The sequence below is a fragment of the Flagellimonas okinawensis genome, assembly GCF_029194005.1.
GTDB lineage: Bacteria > Bacteroidota > Bacteroidia > Flavobacteriales > Flavobacteriaceae > Flagellimonas > Flagellimonas okinawensis.
On record NZ_JARFVA010000001.1, the window covers coordinates 522,964 to 539,433 of the forward strand.

Consider the following 16,470-nt stretch of genomic DNA (forward strand, 5'->3'; position numbering starts at 1 on the left):
ATACTATCATTATTTTTTATGTCTTGGCTCAGAGGAAACAGTTAGTCTTTTTCTTCCTTTGGCTCTTCTTCTCGCAAGAACTTTTCTACCATTGGCAGTCGCCATGCGCTCCCTAAAACCATGCTTGTTTCTTCTCTTCCTTTTGGATGGTTGATACGTTCTTTTCATTTCCGAACTGTTTTATGGATTTTGTTGATGGGAAATTAAACTTCCCTAAAAAATTCTGGGCGCAAATATACAAAGACTTTTTACTTTGGCAAGCCCAAACTTAAAATATTTAATTAACTTTTTAGTACTTTTGCCAGCGCTTAACTTAAGGTAAAAATCACTAGACAACATGTTTAATAAAAATATCAAGCTCGTTATTGCCGTTCTTATCATTGCTTATGCCGTTTACCAATTTGTGGAAGGCAACATTGGCAACGGAATTGCATTGATCTTGCTCTCCCTTGTTTTCATCTTTCTTTATTTCAGAAATGAGTTTATCCTTTTGGCTTTCCTTAAAATGAGAAAGCAGGATTTGGAAGGAGTACAAGCTTGGCTTGATAAAATAAAGAACCCAGAATCTGCTTTGATCAAAAAACAAGTGGGTTACTACAACTACTTGCACGGTATCATCTATTCACAAAAGAACCTGACACAGGCTGAGAAGTACTTTAAAAAGGCGCTGAAATTTGGTTTAACCATGGATTACGATGTGGCCATGGCCAAATTGAGCTTGGCGGGCATAGCCATGCAAAAGCGCAGAAAGTGTGAGGCCACCCAATTGTTGAACGAAGCCAAGAAGTTGGACAAGAACAACATGCTTACCGACCAGATTAAGATGATGCAACAGCAGATGAAGAAAATCTAACTTCATCACTCGATTTTACTCCAATATTTTAAGAGATTAATCGCTTCAAATCATTATGATGATCGGTATAATGGCCCAGTCTAATAGTTGATAATACTTTTTTTTGATTTATTTTTCGGCTATGTACTACCCTCTCAATCTTAATGGTGTCAACATCCATCCTTTATTTGGTGACTATTTAAAAGGAGCACCTTACATCTTTGATTTTTCATCCAACAATCCCAAAACCCTGGAGTACACCCTGTTTGATTTTGAACAGTTCAATACCATGATTTTTGATGAGCTGGAGGCTTCTAACCGCCAATGGGGCATTGGCCGGTATTTGGAAGAACGAAAAACACTCCTACGGGCCTACCCTAACATTATTGAAGAAAAACGGTATTATCACCTTGGACTGGATATTGTTGTCCCTTACGACACCCCTATGTACTCACCTTTGGATGCCGAGGTGTATGAAACTGGCAAAGAAACCGTAGTTGGCAATTATGGAGGATACATCATCCTAAAGCATGATATTAATGGTGTCGTTTTTTATTCGCTGTACGGACACTTGAAAACGCCGCACTTGGTCAATGTTGGTGAAAAAATCAAGGCTGGCCAAAATTTCGCACACATAGGACAAGAAAGTGATAGTGGCGGTTGGTTTTGCCATGTTCACTTACAAATTTTAACCCAAGAAGCCATGGATGCTGGTTATTCCGATTGGGGATACATCTCCCCGGAATTACTGCCAAAGGTGGAAAGATATTTTCCTTCTCCCTACTTTCTATTTAAATATTAAAAGAAGAACACTCTACTTCCCAGTACTTCCCACTCGGTAATACCCTTTGTTCGGGATTTCGATAGTGTATTTTTTACGGGAGGAATTGTTCAAGTGTGCTTCGCGCAACCATGGGTTGTGGCGTTTCAACACCTTATAGTTGATTTCGTAAAGCTCGGCAAAATCGGCCCAATTGGTTACTGCCGTATCTATTTCAACTGTGAAGGTAGGCACCTTTTCGTACATATCGTCCTCATCCAACTGAAAACCATATTTGTCACGGTTGGATAGAATTTCCTTTATGGCCAGAATACGGAACACGTAGCGGCCTGTCTCCTGCCCCAACAATAGATCGTAATAATCATCCACTTGTTGAATATCCATATATTTTTGGATACCAGCAGGTCCTGCATTGTAGGCAGCAGCTGTTAATGTCCAGCTTCCAAAACGTTCTTTCCATTTATTTAAATAATCGCAGGCTACTTGGGTGGCTTTTTCCACATGGTAACGTTCGTCCACATTATCGTTCACCTCCAAACCATACTCTCTACCTGTAGCTCTCATAATCTGCCAAAAACCGGTAGCTCCGGCAGGCGACACCACATTTTGAAGACCACTTTCGGCAACGGCCAGATATTTAAAATCATCAGGAATACCGTTCTTTTTAAGAATGGGCTCAATAATCGGAAAGTATTTGTTGGCCCTTTTCATCAATAACAATGCATTGGATTGCCAATAGGTGTTTACCAAAAACTCACGGTCTACACGCTCCATGATTTCCGGGTCTTCTTGGGGTACAGCTTCACCCGCAAAATTGAGGTCCTCTGGAATTTCAATGGCGCTAATCTGATAGGTGTCGGCCACATTTTTATCGGTCGTCTCCGTTTCCTTTACGACCGGTTTTTCCTCTTCTTCATTCGACTGCACAGCAAAAATCAATGTGCTCACAACGGCTATCAATCCTATAAAAGCCAATATGTTTTTTAAGTGTTTCATGTCTTCCCTATTAATATTCCAATGTAAAGATAGTATTATATAGACGAAATTATTCCAAAATAATTGTGGGCAAGTGCTCATTAAACCATCGCGCCCGGTGAATGATCATGGTATGGGTGCCATTCTTTACAGGGATACAATCGGTTATGTTCGCTATGGGAAAAACAGCATCGCGATCGCCTTGAATATGCACCACCTCATCAGAAGGGGTGTCCTGGTCCCAATTCACGATCTGGTCTATGGACCAATCAATGTAATATTTGTCCCGTATAGACAAGTACTTTTCATACAGGTGCAACCGTTTGGTCACGGTTTCACCAAATGCATACTTGGCCAACAATTCCACATTGTTCACCAGCCCGGTGGGCAAGAGTTTATGGACTTTGGTGTACTTGGCAAAAATCATTCTTTTGGGCAATTCGTGCTTACTTTTCACCGAAGAGACCACAATAACTTTTCGGACTTGCATTAATTTGGCCATTTCCTGTACCAACATACCTCCAAACGAAACACCTAACAAAATTGGATTGGGCTCGTGGATTTTCTCGCACATCTTCTGGGCATAGTCCACCAAGCTCATCCCCTTTTCAGGTACAAACCATTCCAATGTATGAGTTACAAATTGAGTTTCCGGGAGTTTGATCTCCTCAAAAATCGAGGAGTTGGCAGCCATTCCCGGCATAAGGTACACATGTATTTTATTATCGGACATATGGCACCAAATATCGATAAGGACTAGGAAATTAGCAATATTTTGACTAATTTTGTATCCCTTTTGCAGCCAACCCCGCCTAATGAATACATTTTTTATAAATAGGGGAATTTAGAGATGCCTCTTTCATGGTATTTCTACTAGTCATTAAAAAAACAAGTACTATATGACAACAATGGAAATCACTGACAATAGTTTCTTGCGTCAATTTGAAACTAAGGTCAATGGGCATTTAGCCAAAATTGAGTACTCTTCTCAAGAGCGTAAAGTATTTTTGACCAAACTGGTTATTCCGGAAGAAATTACAAAAGAGGGGTTTAAGGAGGATTTTATTAAAGCGGTTTTAAATGAAATCCAAGAAAACAACTTAAGAGTTGTGCCGACAAGCCCACAAATTGCAGGTTTTTTGAGAAAAAACAGGCAATACAAGGAAATGTTACCAGTTGGTATCCGTATCTGATCTAACCAATAATCAGAAAAAGATTTAAAGCCTCCTTAATTAGGAGGTTTTTTTATGCCATGATTTCACTGGAAACAAATTCGAAACGCACCAGACCGTCGGTATCAATATCCTTCAATTCTACTTGGTGCAAGGTGTTCACCAAAGATGGATCCCATGGTGCTTTCACCTTTACATAGTTTTCTGTAAATCCGTGGATATAGCCCTTTTTGTTCTCCCCTTCGAATAAAACCATGCGCACGCTGCCCAATTGACTCTCGTAAAATGCCCTGCGCTTTTTGGCTGATAGTCCCCTAAGCATTTTGCTTCGTTTACTACGTACTTTTTTAGGGACTACCTGGTCCATTTCAGCTGCCAGGGTGTTATCCCTTTCAGAATACGTGAACACATGCAGATACGAAATGTCCAGCTCGTTCAAGAAATGATAGGTCTCCAAGAAATGCTCATCGGTTTCACCGGGGAATCCCACTATCACATCAACACCGATACAGGCGTGGGGCATAGCAGATTTAATACGTTTTACACGATCCACATAAAGATTGGTCAAATAACGGCGACGCATCTTTTTTAAAATCTCATCACTACCGCTTTGCAGCGGCACATGAAAATGGGGCACGAACGAATTGCTCTGTGCCACAAAATCTATGGTCTCGTTCTTTAGCAAATTGGGTTCAATGGATGAAATACGTAGTCGATGAATGCCTTCTATCGTATCCAAGGCCTTTACCAAGTCCAAAAAAGTATGTTCGTGCTTTTTATTGCCAAACTCTCCTTTTCCGTAGTCTCCTATATTGACACCCGTTAAAACAATTTCCTTAATATCCTGCGACGCAATTTCCTTGGCATTGTTTAGGACGTTGTCAAGCGTATCGCTTCGAGAAATTCCTCGTGCAAGTGGAATTGTACAATAGGTACATTTATAATCGCATCCGTCCTGAACCTTTAAAAAAGCTCGAGTACGGTCACCAATGGCATAACTACCCACGTAAAAATCCGCATCTTCGATTTCACAGGAATGGACTTCTCCTTTATCGTTTTTGGTAAGATCGTTTAGGTAATCCGTAATCTTGAATTTCTCTGTGGCGCCCAACACCAAATCCACCCCATCTACCTCGGCCAATTCCTCGGGTTTGAGCTGTGCATAGCATCCCACAGCCGCTACGAATGCTTCTGGATTTGCTTTTTGAGCTTGCTTTACAATGGTTTTAAAACGCTTATCGGCATTCTCGGTTACCGAACAGGTATTGATCACATAAACATCGGCTTCTTCAGAAAAGTCCACACGCTCAAACTCCTCCTTTTCAAAACCTCTGGCTATTGTAGAAGTTTCGGAGAAATTGAGTTTACAGCCCAGTGTGTAAAATGCGACTTTTTTGTTCATAGACCTGCCGTGCTTTTTAGGGGCGCAAAGATAGTGATTTGTTGGGAGTTATCGCAACTGACCACTGGATCATTGGAATGCCGTAAGATTGGATATTTCTTTATGGTTCGCTGAAATTAAAACCTGTGGTTATTGATACCCCTCCGACTTCTGACTTCTTTTAAGTAACTTGTTTGCCCAGACCAACTACAAACCCGTAGAATGAAAAAGTACACCCTACCTATACTGTTAGCTCTATTTTTTGGCAATTTATCCTTAGCACAAGATTATCAACCCACGCAAGAGAACCTTAAAAACCGGGAGTGGTACCAAGATGCCAAATTTGGAATGTTCATTCATTGGGGTGTTTATTCCGTTTTGGGAGTACATGAATGGGTTATGGAAACACAATCCATCGATAAGAAGACCTACGAAAAAATCCCGGCATTCTTCAACCCTACGGAGTTCAATGCAGAAGAATGGGTGCTATTGGCCAAATCCTCAGGCATGAAATACATTACCATCACCACTAAGCACCACGATGGCTTTGCCATGTTCGACAGTAAATTGACCGATTGGGATATTATGGACAGGACTGTTTACAAAAAAGATGTCATCAAACAAATGGCGGAAGCATGCAAAAAACATGGTCTAAAACTTTATCTGTATTACTCACAATTGGATTGGTACCAAAATGATTATTACCCACGCGGGAACACCGGTAAAAAAACTGGTAGACCCGACAAGGGCAATTGGGAAAATTATCTCGAGTTTATGAATGGTCAGCTTACCGAATTGCTTACAAATTACGGAGAAATCGGTGGTATTTGGTTTGATGGCTGGTGGGACAAAAAAGAGGCCGATTGGCAGCTAAGAAAAACATACGACCTCATCCATGAGCTACAACCACAGACCATGATAGGCAGCAACCATCACCAAGCACCCAACCCAGGCGAAGATTTCCAAATGTTCGAAAAAGATTTGCCCGGCGAAAACAAAGGCGGGTACAGTGGTGACGCTGAAGTGGGCAAATTACCGTTGGAGACCGCAGAGACCATGGCAAAACAATGGGGGTTCTCACTACAGGACAAAGCTTATAAACCCTCCAAAGAGCTGATCCAATATTTAGTGAAAGCAGCAGGGTACAATTCCAACTTTCTCCTTAATGTAGGTCCCATGCCCAATGGTAAAATTCAACCAGAATTTATTGAAACCCTAAAAGTTATCGGAGATTGGACCGATACCTATGGAGAAACGATCTACGGAACTCGCGGCGGTCCTATTGCACCCCAGAGTTGGGGCGTTTCCACTCATAAAAACGATAAAATTTACATTCATATTATGGATTGGAAAACCGATAATTTCTTCTTCCCAAAGGTGGAAGGTAAAATTAACACCATAACTGATTTTCAAACCAAAAAGAAGTTAAAGTACAATACCAATACCTATGGCACTTTAGTGGAACTACCAGAAAACCGAGATTACAATCAAGCTGATTTTGTGCTAGAGATCACTTTAAAATAACATAAATACAAACTAAAACTTTCTGTGAACCAAGGCAACCTTTTTAATTTTACCAGCGTCTTATCAATAAAGAACAAAACCAAATTACCTCCCCCAATTTATGAGCAAACATGCAATTACTATCTTATTTTTAGTAGTAACAACCATAATTACAGCCCAAAACAAAACTTGCAATTGCCTTGAAGAACTGGACAATATCTCGGAACTGATCAAAAATGCAGCCAGTTACAAAATTCAGGTCAAAAAACAGAACAGGGAAACAGAACTTGAAGCATGGAAATCCCAAATTGTCAAAGAAATTGAAAACGACACCTTAAAGGATTACTTCTGTGTGGGGTACCTGCAGAAGTTTGCGTCCTTTATTAAAGACCGACACAACGAAATTTATTGGAGGCCTGATGATATTCCGACGCATGTCCCCATGTACACAAAAACATTAGACACCCGTTTGGTACAAAATGATGGGGTTTCCGGTATCTACCATATGGGAAGTGATAAAATATACGTGAATAAAGAATCCGATGGAGTCTGGTACGGCATAACCTTGTCGTCCAATAATGAAAATTGGACCGAAGGCAGCATAAGACTAAAAATTCAGCAAACACCGCAAGGGAATTACGAACTATTTGAGTTCTATCAAAACGGCATCCTATTTTATCAAAACAACATCAAAATTCAAGATGGTCGAATTCACGGTACCTTCTGGAATACATCCAATCAATATTTTTTCAATAAAAACCACAAGAACAACTTCAATTACGAGTCTTTGGGACCCACTGTGGATTATATCGGCATCAAAACATTGAAAAGAACACGTAGTTTGATGAAAGAGGCTGAGCAGTTTTATGAGGAAAACCTTCCCAAACTTACCCATCAAAATTTAATTATAGACTTGCGCAACAACGGAGGTGGCGCCACCAAACAAGCAGATGACCTTTTAAAATACATCCGTAAGAACACGGATATCCAACATATTTACGTCCTCATCAATTTTAAGACCGGTAGCGCCGCAGAATTGACCGCTTTGGCCCTTAAAAAAGATCCAAGAACAAAAATTGCAGGCGAAAACTCCCGTGGTATGCTGGAATATGGTTACGGAAACAAATCTTTTTCCGGCAAAACCGATTGTGCAGGCATAAATGCAGTATTTTCTACAGAGCACGTGGACAAAAAATATAGTCCATACGAGATAAAAGGAATAACCCCCGATATTGAACTCGGCAACAATGCAGATTGGATAGAACAGCTCCTGCAAACAAATTAAGCCAAATCCATTATGTTTTTAGTATTTTAGGATAATGATAAGTCACAACCACTTATCGTTTTGCACATAAAAACTAAAAAATGACCACCAATCCAACCTTTAGCATGGGCAGTGGAAAACTGTTCCTTCTTACGCTATTGTGCATTCTCTTTAGCAGAAACGCCATAGCCCAGTCCCCTAACGAACCTGTAAAACCAAGAATCATTGTTACCGCAGATCCAGAATTGGACGACAACAATTCCTTGATACGATTTTTGCTGTACAGTACGGATATGAATATTGAAGGACTGATCTACGCCAGTAGTGGATACCATTGGAAAGGTGATGGCAAAGGCACCAAATGGTTTGTGCCCGGCAGGGAGTACGACCGATTTAAAATGGATATTTGCCCATGTGAATCATGGCGCTGGAACGATGATGAACGTTTTATCCATGATGTGGTGGAGGCATACGCCAAAGTATATGGGAATTTGACTGTTCACCACCCGGATTATCCCACACCGGACTATTTAAAATCAAAAATACGAATGGGCAATATCGAATTCGATGGTGATTTCTCCAAAGACACCCCTGGCTCAGAGCTCATAAAATCCTTGATAATGGATAACGAACCAGGCCCGCTGTTCATTACTGCCTGGGGAGGACAAAGTACCATTGCAAGGGCATTAAAATCCATTGAAGATGAATATGAGAATACCTTAGAGTGGAAAGCGGTCAAAAAAAAGATATCGGACAAAGTAGTTTTATTGCCATCGGGGGACCAAGATGATACTTATGCCAAATACATAAAACCCAATTGGCCCGATATTGAATACCGACAGTTCGAAAATGGACCACATTACGCTTACGGAGCACAAATCAATGCCAGCCCAGAAAATGCACCTTATTTAACCTCCGATTGGATGAAACGAAACGTATCGGACCAAGGTCCTTTTGGAGAATTGTACCGTGTTTGGGGCGACGGCAAACAAATGGTAGAGGGCGATAAGGTGGACTATTTCGGATTTAGCGGCTATACCAATGAAGAATTAAGGGAAATGGGCTATATGGTTTGGCTGCCTGTACAAGAAAAAGGCTCCTGGCTGGGCGAAGGGGACAACCATACGTTTATGAATATGCTCGGTAACGGGCTACGGGCTTATGAACATGGCACCTATGGTGGTTGGGGTGGACGCTCCAATGAAGAGGACAGTTCAATTTTTAATTTTTCCACTGACGGAGGAGCAGAAGAAATGGCGGAAATGTTAAGTTCTCAAAACGATAGGCAAAATGCGGAATACCCTAATTTCTTTCCTCAGGCGCAGCGAGATTTTGCCGCTCGCTTGCAATGGTCCGTCACCAAAAAATATAACAAGGCCAATCATGAACCAAAAGTAAACATTCAAGGCCCTTTGCATGTATTGGCATCGGCAGGACAAACTGTTCCATTGTTCGGTGAAGCCATAGACCCAGATGGGGATAAAGTAAGCGTTGAATGGTGGCAATTTCAAGTAGGCACCTATCCAAACAAGGTACAGATCAATAAGGCGAACACCTTAAATGCAGAAATACAAATCCCAGAAGATGCGCAAAGTGGACAAACAATACATGTGGTGCTGGAAGCTACCGATTCTGGCAGTCCTAGCTTAACTCGGTACCAGCGGGTAATAATCACCATAAAATAACATTTTCTTATGTGGTGTGGGAAATAACTTTTTAGGTTTTGCCGTAACTTTGCACGATGCTATTTTCTTATTTGAAGATTAATTAATCGACTTTGGATCAACTGTTTAAAATTTTCCGTTACACCACCGAAGATGCAAGAGCTTTGGAGGGCAAACAAATTGAGGCACATGTGCACGAGTTTGAAGAGTTGATCATTGGTTCCCAAGGTAAGATCTCCCACTTCATCGATTTTGAAGATGAGACCGTATATGCCCCTTTTGTAAGTTTTGTAACCCGTGGCAAACCCCATTTATTGCGTCCGCAGGTTCATAATGGCGCATGCGACCTATGGGTCATCCGTTTTCGAAGTGAGTTCATGTCCGAGGTCATCTTTAAAATGTACGGTTATTTCCATAATAGGGCCAATGTTACCCTGCCAACCGATAAATGTTTTGATCGCCTCATGGCCCTTTGCCAAATGATGTACGACGAAACCCAACGTCCCAACCCTGGCTTGATCGTTATTAAACAATTGTTCATGACCCTGCTCACTATCATCAACCATGAGCGGCCCACCAACATTCAATCCGATGCTGCCAATTCAGCGTCTGAAACCTACACCCATTTTTTGCATATTCTGGAAGAAAACTTTCGGCGGAACGTTAAAATTTCCTTTTATGCCGAGAAGCTTTTTATGAGCGAACGGAACCTCAACATAGTTTGTCAAGAAGTAATGCAGCAAAGCGCAGGCGAGATCATTGAGACCCGAAAACTGAATGAAGCAAAGAACCTCCTCATCAACAGTAACAAGACCATTGCCGAAATAGGATTTGAAATCGGCTACAACGAAAAAGCCTATTTTTCCAAGGTCTTTAAACGAAAAACGGGCTACACGCCCACCAGCTTTCGCAAAGAAATGAAACAGCTCATTTCTTAAAAGTACAACACTTCTTCCCAAAGATATTACCCTCTACCCTGTTATAATTCAAAACTTTGTAAACACAATCAGATCAACAATTTATGATGGTGATTGTTTTTGAACAATTTGATGAATTAAAAAAATATATATGGCTACAATTTGGAAATTAGACCCAACGCATAGTGAACTTACATTTAAGGTGAAACACTTAATGATCTCTAATGTAAAAGGTGAGTTCACCAAGTTCGATGCAACGATCGAAGGAGAAAAATTTGAAGATTCCACTATTTCGGCCACCGTGCAGACTGCATCCGTTTTTACCAATAATGAAGAGAGGGACGGTCACTTGCAAAGTGCTGACTTTTTTGAAGTGGAAAACTATCCTGAAATGAAATTCTCGAGCACTTCCATCACCAAAGAAAGTGAAGACGAATTTAAACTTACTGGTGATCTGACCATAAAGGGCACTACAAAAACCATCACTTTGGATGTAGATTTTGGAGGATACATGACGGACCCTTATGGCAATCAAAAAGCTGGTTTTTCCATTGAAGGGAAATTGAACAGAAAAGATTTCGGACTCAACTGGAACGCAGCCTTGGAAACAGGTGGTGTTTTGGTTAGTGACGAAGTAAAATTAGCGGCTGAACTTCAATTTGTAAAAGAAAAAGCCTAACAGTAGTTCCCCCGTTCTCATTATATAGGCCCAGGTCTTAAAACATCTGGGCCCTCTTAAAAGCAATGAAAAGAAAGGATTTTATAAAATCTTTGGGAATACTTCCATTAACCAGTGTTATGACAGATTTACAAACCTTAAGATCGCTCAACGAGAGCCTGCCCTTTACACAAAAAATGCCCGTGCTGTTTCTAGGGCATGGTAGTCCCATGAACGCTATTGAGGAAAATGAATTTGTTGCCAATTTTAGGAGATTGGGGAAGGAAGTCGCCAAACCTAAAGTAATCCTATGTATTTCTGCGCATTGGGAAACCAAGGGAACCAAAGTAACTGCCATGCAAAACCCACCTACCATTCATGATTTTGGTGGATTTCCGCAGGCATTGTTCGATGTGCAATACCCCGCACCGGGCAGTCCGGAACTGGCTCAGGTGACAAAGGACATCATCACAAAGACCGATGTAGAACTGGACCACCACTGGGGCTTGGACCATGGGGCTTGGAGCGTGATCAGACATATGTACCCCGATGCCAATGTACCTGTGATACAGTTGAGTTTGGACTACACCAAATCTCCCAAATACCACTACGAGCTGGCCCAGCAATTGGAAAAGCTGAGACATAAGGGAGTTTTGATCGTAGGTAGTGGAAATGTGGTACACAACCTTCGTAAGGTAAAATGGGATAAGTTGAACGATACCTATGCATGGGATTGGGCAGATGAGGCCAACGAAAAGATAAAATCCTTCATTCTGGATGGAAACCATCAAGCATTGGTGGACTATGGAAAACAAGGAAGCAGTTTTGCCCTATCCATACCGACTCCAGAACATTATTTGCCCTTAATCTATGTATTGGGGCTCAAGGAAAAAAATGAGAGCGTTGAAATGTTCAACGATAAAACTGTCGGGGGTTCCATTGGGATGCTGTCCCTTAGAATCGACTAATTAAAATGGACAAGAAGTTTAATACATATCAACTCCATCTAAAGGAAAACGCACTCAAAAACGGAATCTCTGGCAGTAAGAGTTTAGAGTTTCAATTTGAGAACCACGACAATATTATGCAGTTGGTGGAACTCGTGAAGGATAAAAACCTGTTCAAAGAACAGAGCGACAATATTGAATTTTTGGTAGGACTTAAACTATTCTCAGAAGTAATGCTGAGAAATAGAAAACATGAAATGTTCACAGAATTCGGTCCCGAATTCAGGGAGTTCATGAAGAAGTTTAAGAGTCATGTAAAAATGGCAGATACCATTTAACGAACACATACAAATTACAGACATGAAAGATAAAGTAATCATTATAACAGGAGCCGCCATGGGATTGGGGCTTGCCACAGCAGAATATTTAGCCGCCAAAGGCGCCAAATTATCCCTTGTGGATTACAATGGTGATGCCTTGGACGATGCCGTCAAAAAACTAAAGGAAATCAATTCCGAAGTTGAATTGTTGACCGTAAAAGCGGATGTTTCCAGCGAAGAAGCTGTAAAAAACTACGTGGACAAAACCGTGGAAACTTTTGGCCGAATCGATGGGTTTTACAACAACGCCGGTATCGAGGGCAAACAAGCTCCATTGACAGAATATGATCAAGAAATATTTAAAAAAGTAATCGATATCAACCTTATGGGCGTGTATTACGGATTGCGCTACGTAATCCCCGTAATGCAAAAACAGAAGTATGGTAAGATCGTAAACGTTGCCTCCGTAGGTGGTATCAGAGGTGTTGCCAATCAAACTGCCTATGTAGCCTCCAAACACGCCGTATCCGGTATGACCAAGAATGCTGCATTGGAATATGGCCGCGATGGTATTTTAACCAACGCCATTGCGCCAGGAGCCATTCTTACCCCTATGGTTGCAGAAGCCTTTAAACAAGTTAACCCCGACGACCCAAAGGCCGCCGAAACAGAATATGCACAGCGAAACCCTACCAAAAGACTTGGTTTGCCCAAGGAGGTAGCCACAGTTGTTTCATTCTTATTGAGTGAAGAAAATGGTTACGTAAGTGGCCAAACCATCGCTATAGACGGAGGAGAATCCAACATGTACGGAAACTCCTAAAAGTATTTGCCTCTTTACTTTGATTGATGATGGGGCCCCCAGTTACCAACGTACCAGTGGTGCTGGGGGTTTTTGTTTTAAATAGGCAGTGCTTCCCAATAGATAAACCATTGAAAATCGTTAAATTGACCCTTTAACTTAAACCAATCCAATGAAATTTAAATTATTTGTTGCCGGTCTGATTCTCATGGCCAGCTATTCGTGCAAAACAGAACCAACATCCTCACTTGCCGATTACCAAGGTGAAGAAAACTACTCCGTGATCATCAGTGAGACCAAAGTGGGTTATTTAAAGGCCGAAACCTCCGGTGACACCATTAAAATCGATTACGATTACAAAAACAACGGTCGTGGTCCGACCATGAAAGAGACCATTGTACTCAACGCCGAAGGCTATCCTACCCAGTGGGAAGTAAACGGAAACACTACATTCGGCAATGCCGTTAACGAACAATTCTCCCTAGAGGGAGGTGAAGCCTCTTGGACAGATGCCACAGGCTCTGGCAGTGCTTCTTTAGATGCGCCAAAATTTTATGTAAATCAATTTGGAAGCCCCTATACCGCCGTTTTGGCCGCGCGCCTGCTCATGGATGCACCAGAAAACACCTTGCCGGTATTGCCCGCAGGTAATTTGACCCTGACCAAAATGGAAGACCTTACCGTACCCAATACTTCCGGGGATGGTGAATTGGCTTTGACCACATACGCCCTTTCCGGTGCAGATATGAATCCTTCTTACTTTATCATGGACGATAGCGATCGTTTCTTCGCTTATATCTCTCCAAGGTATATTGTGGTGAGAGAAGGTTACGAAGGTGAAGAAAAAGACTTGCGCCAATTGGCAGAAAACTACTCTGCTGAGCGTTACGAGACCATCCAAAAGGAATATGCGCACAATTATGACAAAAAAGTGCGTATTGCCAATGTAAAAGTATTCGACCCCAAAACAATGTCCTTGACCGACCCTGTTTCTGTTGTGGTGGAAGATGAAAAAATTACGGCCATTGAAGCCGCTGATGCAACCGGAGATGATGAAGTGGTAATCCAAGGGAACGGAGGAACTTTGGTCCCCGGATTATACGAAATGCACGCCCACACGGGCGACAATGGCGCCCTGTTGAACATTTTGGCAGGTGTGACCTCTTTCCGTGATATGGGGAACAACACCGAAGTGCTGAGCAACCTTATCGAAAAAATCAATTCCGGTGTATTGGCCGGACCAAGGGTCACCCGACTTGGGTTTATTGAAGGGAAAAGCCCGTACAATAGCAACAACGGTATTTTAGTGGAAAGCCAAGAAGAAGCATTGGCTGCAGTAGATACCTACGATAGCCTTGGCTTTTATGGAGTAAAACTGTACAACAGTATGAACGGCGACTGGGCTCCCGCCATTGTAAAAAAGGCGCACGATCAAGGCTTGTTCGTGACAGGACACGTACCGGCATTCTCCAACGCCAATGCCATGTTGCGCGCCGGTTATGATGAGATGACACACATTAACCAGACCATGTTGGGCTGGGTTTTGGAACCAGACGAAGATACCCGTACCCTATTGCGCCTAACGGCCATGAAAAGATTCCCGGGTCTTGATCTAAATAGCGACAAAGTACAGGAAACACTCAACCTTTTTGTAGCCAATGAAACCGCAATGGACCCCACCCTTTCCATTCACGAGCGTCTAATGCTATCCCGTAACGGGGAAGTTACTCCTGGTGCTTTGGATTATGTGGACCACATGCCACCCAACGAACAACGCAGCCTTAAAGTAGCCTTGGCACAGATAGCCGATGACGAAGAGGATAAAGCCTACCGCGAAGCTTACGACAAAATTGTGGAAACCCTAAAAATGATGAAGGACAAAGGCATTTTGATCGTACCCGGAACAGATTTGGGCGGAGCCTTTAACCTGCATCGCGAACTGGAACTCTACAACCAACAATTGGGATACACTCCTGCAGAGGTTCTTAAATTGGCAAGCTACGATATGGCCCAGTATTTAGGTCACGAAAGCTTGGGCAGCATCGAAGAAGGTAAACTGGCAGATTTCTTTTTGGTGCCCGGCAACCCTGTGGAGGACATCAAAGCAATAAAAACTATTTCCATGGTATCACGCGGAGGAACGTTCTATTACCCTTCCGATGTGTACCCTGCCTTCGGTATTACACCATTTACCGAAAAACCAGAAGTGAAGGAATAGGACCTTTTCACACAATCACTTTTAAAGTCGGTAGCAAACAACTGTTACCGGCTTTTTTATGTGCGGGGTACTGCACAATTCTTTGGAATTGGGTATTTTTCAGCAATGGACCCGATAATCAACCCTTAAAATGAACACAGCACAACGATTGGGATTTGACCAGAACGCCAAACTATTGATCATCCATGCCGATGACGCCGGACTCTCCCATTCCGAAAATAGGGCCACGATACAGGCATTGGAAAAAGGGATAGTGAATTCCTATAGCATTATGGTCCCCTGCCCATGGTTTCACGAAATGGCAATGATTGCCCAGAACAACCCGCAATACGATCTGGGAATTCATCTTACCCTCACCTGTGAATGGGAAAATTACCGCTTTGGGCCCGTGTTGCCCGCTTCCGAAGTATCCAGTTTAGTGGATGAGCACGGACATTTCTTTAAAAAAAGGGAACAGCTCCTCCAAAATGCAACACCCGAAGATGTAGAAAAAGAACTACGGGCACAATTGGACAAAGCCCTGGGGTATGGCCTTTCCCCCACCCATATCGATTCGCACATGTACAGCGTAGGTTCGCACCCTGAGTTTTTTAAGATTTACCAAAAATTGGGCGAACAATACGACCTTCCTGTTTTGGTGAACGAGCAATTGATGCAAATGGTCGGTCTGGACCCCAAAGACCACTTAACAGAAGATGATTTTGTAATCGACCACACCTATGTGGGCGAGTTCCAATATTTTGAAAACGAGGGCTTGGCCACCTTTTATCAATCCGTTTTGGAGAAGATGGCTCCCGGCATTAACCTTATCTTGATCTACCCCGCCTTTGACGAACAGGAAATGCAGGGTGTTACTATCAATCACCCAAATTTTGGCTCCGAATGGCGCCAACAGGACTTTGATTTCTTCACCAGTGAAAGCACAAGGGAATTGCTCCAAAAGCATAACATACAATTGGTGACATGGGGAGAGCTAAAAACAGATTAAAACAAACCGCTGGCCAACCGAATGTATAAACCGACCATTTATACAATT

The 16,470-nt window shown here is 42.2% G+C and carries 17 protein-coding genes; 13 read left to right on the top strand and 4 right to left on the bottom strand.

What is annotated here, in order from left to right; all coding sequences use genetic code 11:
- Positions 1–9: 9 nt before the first annotated feature.
- A complete protein-coding gene (gene rpmH / locus PY091_RS02535) occupies positions 10–168 on the bottom strand; it encodes a 50S ribosomal protein L34 (RefSeq protein WP_072882462.1) in 159 nt (52 codons plus the stop codon).
- A 169-nt stretch (positions 169–337) separates the two neighbouring features.
- Between rpmH and PY091_RS02540 the strand changes: the two genes are divergently transcribed.
- Together PY091_RS02540 and PY091_RS02545 are read left to right on the top strand one after the other, a co-directional pair.
- On the top strand, positions 338–853 hold the full coding sequence (locus PY091_RS02540; protein ID WP_275648183.1) for a DUF2892 domain-containing protein: 516 nt from the start codon (positions 338–340) through the stop codon (positions 851–853).
- Between the two features lie 121 nt (positions 854–974).
- Positions 975–1,634: a peptidoglycan DD-metalloendopeptidase family protein gene (locus PY091_RS02545; RefSeq protein ID WP_275648184.1), complete on the top strand. Its 660-nt coding sequence runs from the start codon at positions 975–977 to the stop codon at positions 1,632–1,634.
- Positions 1,635–1,646: 12 nt separating this feature from the next.
- On the opposite strand, the gene PY091_RS02550 is transcribed toward PY091_RS02545, so the two are convergent.
- Together PY091_RS02550 and PY091_RS02555 are read right to left on the bottom strand one after the other, a co-directional pair.
- Positions 1,647–2,609 (bottom strand): lytic transglycosylase domain-containing protein, encoded by a 963-nt coding sequence (locus tag PY091_RS02550; RefSeq protein WP_275648185.1) that lies wholly within the window; start codon positions 2,607–2,609, stop codon positions 1,647–1,649.
- Positions 2,610–2,658: 49 nt separating this feature from the next.
- Positions 2,659–3,321, bottom strand: a complete 663-nt coding sequence (locus PY091_RS02555) for an alpha/beta fold hydrolase (protein ID WP_275648186.1) — start codon at positions 3,319–3,321, stop codon at positions 2,659–2,661.
- A gap of 166 nt (positions 3,322–3,487) precedes the next feature.
- Between PY091_RS02555 and PY091_RS02560 the strand changes: the two genes are divergently transcribed.
- Complete coding sequence (locus PY091_RS02560) at positions 3,488–3,781, top strand: GNAT family N-acetyltransferase (protein ID WP_207027008.1); 294 nt, start codon at positions 3,488–3,490, stop codon at positions 3,779–3,781.
- A gap of 52 nt (positions 3,782–3,833) precedes the next feature.
- On the opposite strand, the gene mtaB is transcribed toward PY091_RS02560, so the two are convergent.
- Positions 3,834–5,162, bottom strand: a complete 1,329-nt coding sequence (gene mtaB / locus PY091_RS02565; protein ID WP_275648187.1) for a tRNA (N(6)-L-threonylcarbamoyladenosine(37)-C(2))-methylthiotransferase MtaB — start codon at positions 5,160–5,162, stop codon at positions 3,834–3,836.
- A gap of 201 nt (positions 5,163–5,363) precedes the next feature.
- Here mtaB and PY091_RS02570 point away from each other — a divergent pair, with 201 nt between their 5' ends.
- The 10 genes from PY091_RS02570 to PY091_RS02615 all read left to right on the top strand — a co-directional run bounded on the left by PY091_RS02570 (position 5,364) and on the right by PY091_RS02615 (position 16,422).
- A complete protein-coding gene (locus tag PY091_RS02570) occupies positions 5,364–6,665 on the top strand; it encodes an alpha-L-fucosidase (RefSeq protein WP_275648188.1) in 1,302 nt (433 codons plus the stop codon).
- 100 nt (positions 6,666–6,765) lie between these two features.
- The gene (locus tag PY091_RS02575; RefSeq protein WP_275648189.1) at positions 6,766–7,929 is read left to right on the top strand and encodes a S41 family peptidase; all 1,164 of its coding nucleotides are present in this window, start codon (positions 6,766–6,768) and stop codon (positions 7,927–7,929) included.
- Positions 7,930–8,009: 80 nt separating this feature from the next.
- A complete protein-coding gene (locus PY091_RS02580; RefSeq protein ID WP_275648190.1) occupies positions 8,010–9,593 on the top strand; it encodes a DUF1593 domain-containing protein in 1,584 nt (527 codons plus the stop codon).
- Positions 9,594–9,685: 92 nt separating this feature from the next.
- Entirely contained in the window at positions 9,686–10,510 is an 825-nt protein-coding gene (locus tag PY091_RS02585; protein WP_275648192.1) for a helix-turn-helix domain-containing protein, read from the top strand.
- Positions 10,511–10,640: 130 nt separating this feature from the next.
- Positions 10,641–11,168 (top strand): YceI family protein, encoded by a 528-nt coding sequence (locus tag PY091_RS02590; RefSeq protein WP_275648193.1) that lies wholly within the window; start codon positions 10,641–10,643, stop codon positions 11,166–11,168.
- Positions 11,169–11,233: 65 nt separating this feature from the next.
- Positions 11,234–12,115 carry a 4,5-DOPA-extradiol-dioxygenase gene (ygiD, locus tag PY091_RS02595; protein WP_275648194.1) on the top strand — a complete coding sequence of 294 codons (882 nt, stop codon included), beginning with the start codon at positions 11,234–11,236 and terminating at the stop codon, positions 12,113–12,115.
- Positions 12,116–12,120: 5 nt separating this feature from the next.
- A complete protein-coding gene (locus PY091_RS02600) occupies positions 12,121–12,432 on the top strand; it encodes a DUF3861 domain-containing protein (protein WP_275648195.1) in 312 nt (103 codons plus the stop codon).
- A gap of 22 nt (positions 12,433–12,454) precedes the next feature.
- Complete coding sequence (locus PY091_RS02605) at positions 12,455–13,237, top strand: glucose 1-dehydrogenase (RefSeq protein WP_275648196.1); 783 nt, start codon at positions 12,455–12,457, stop codon at positions 13,235–13,237.
- Between the two features lie 151 nt (positions 13,238–13,388).
- On the top strand, positions 13,389–15,434 hold the full coding sequence (locus PY091_RS02610) for an amidohydrolase family protein (protein ID WP_275648197.1): 2,046 nt from the start codon (positions 13,389–13,391) through the stop codon (positions 15,432–15,434).
- Between the two features lie 130 nt (positions 15,435–15,564).
- Positions 15,565–16,422 carry a polysaccharide deacetylase family protein gene (locus PY091_RS02615; RefSeq protein WP_275648198.1) on the top strand — a complete coding sequence of 286 codons (858 nt, stop codon included), beginning with the start codon at positions 15,565–15,567 and terminating at the stop codon, positions 16,420–16,422.
- Positions 16,423–16,470 lie beyond the last annotated feature (48 nt).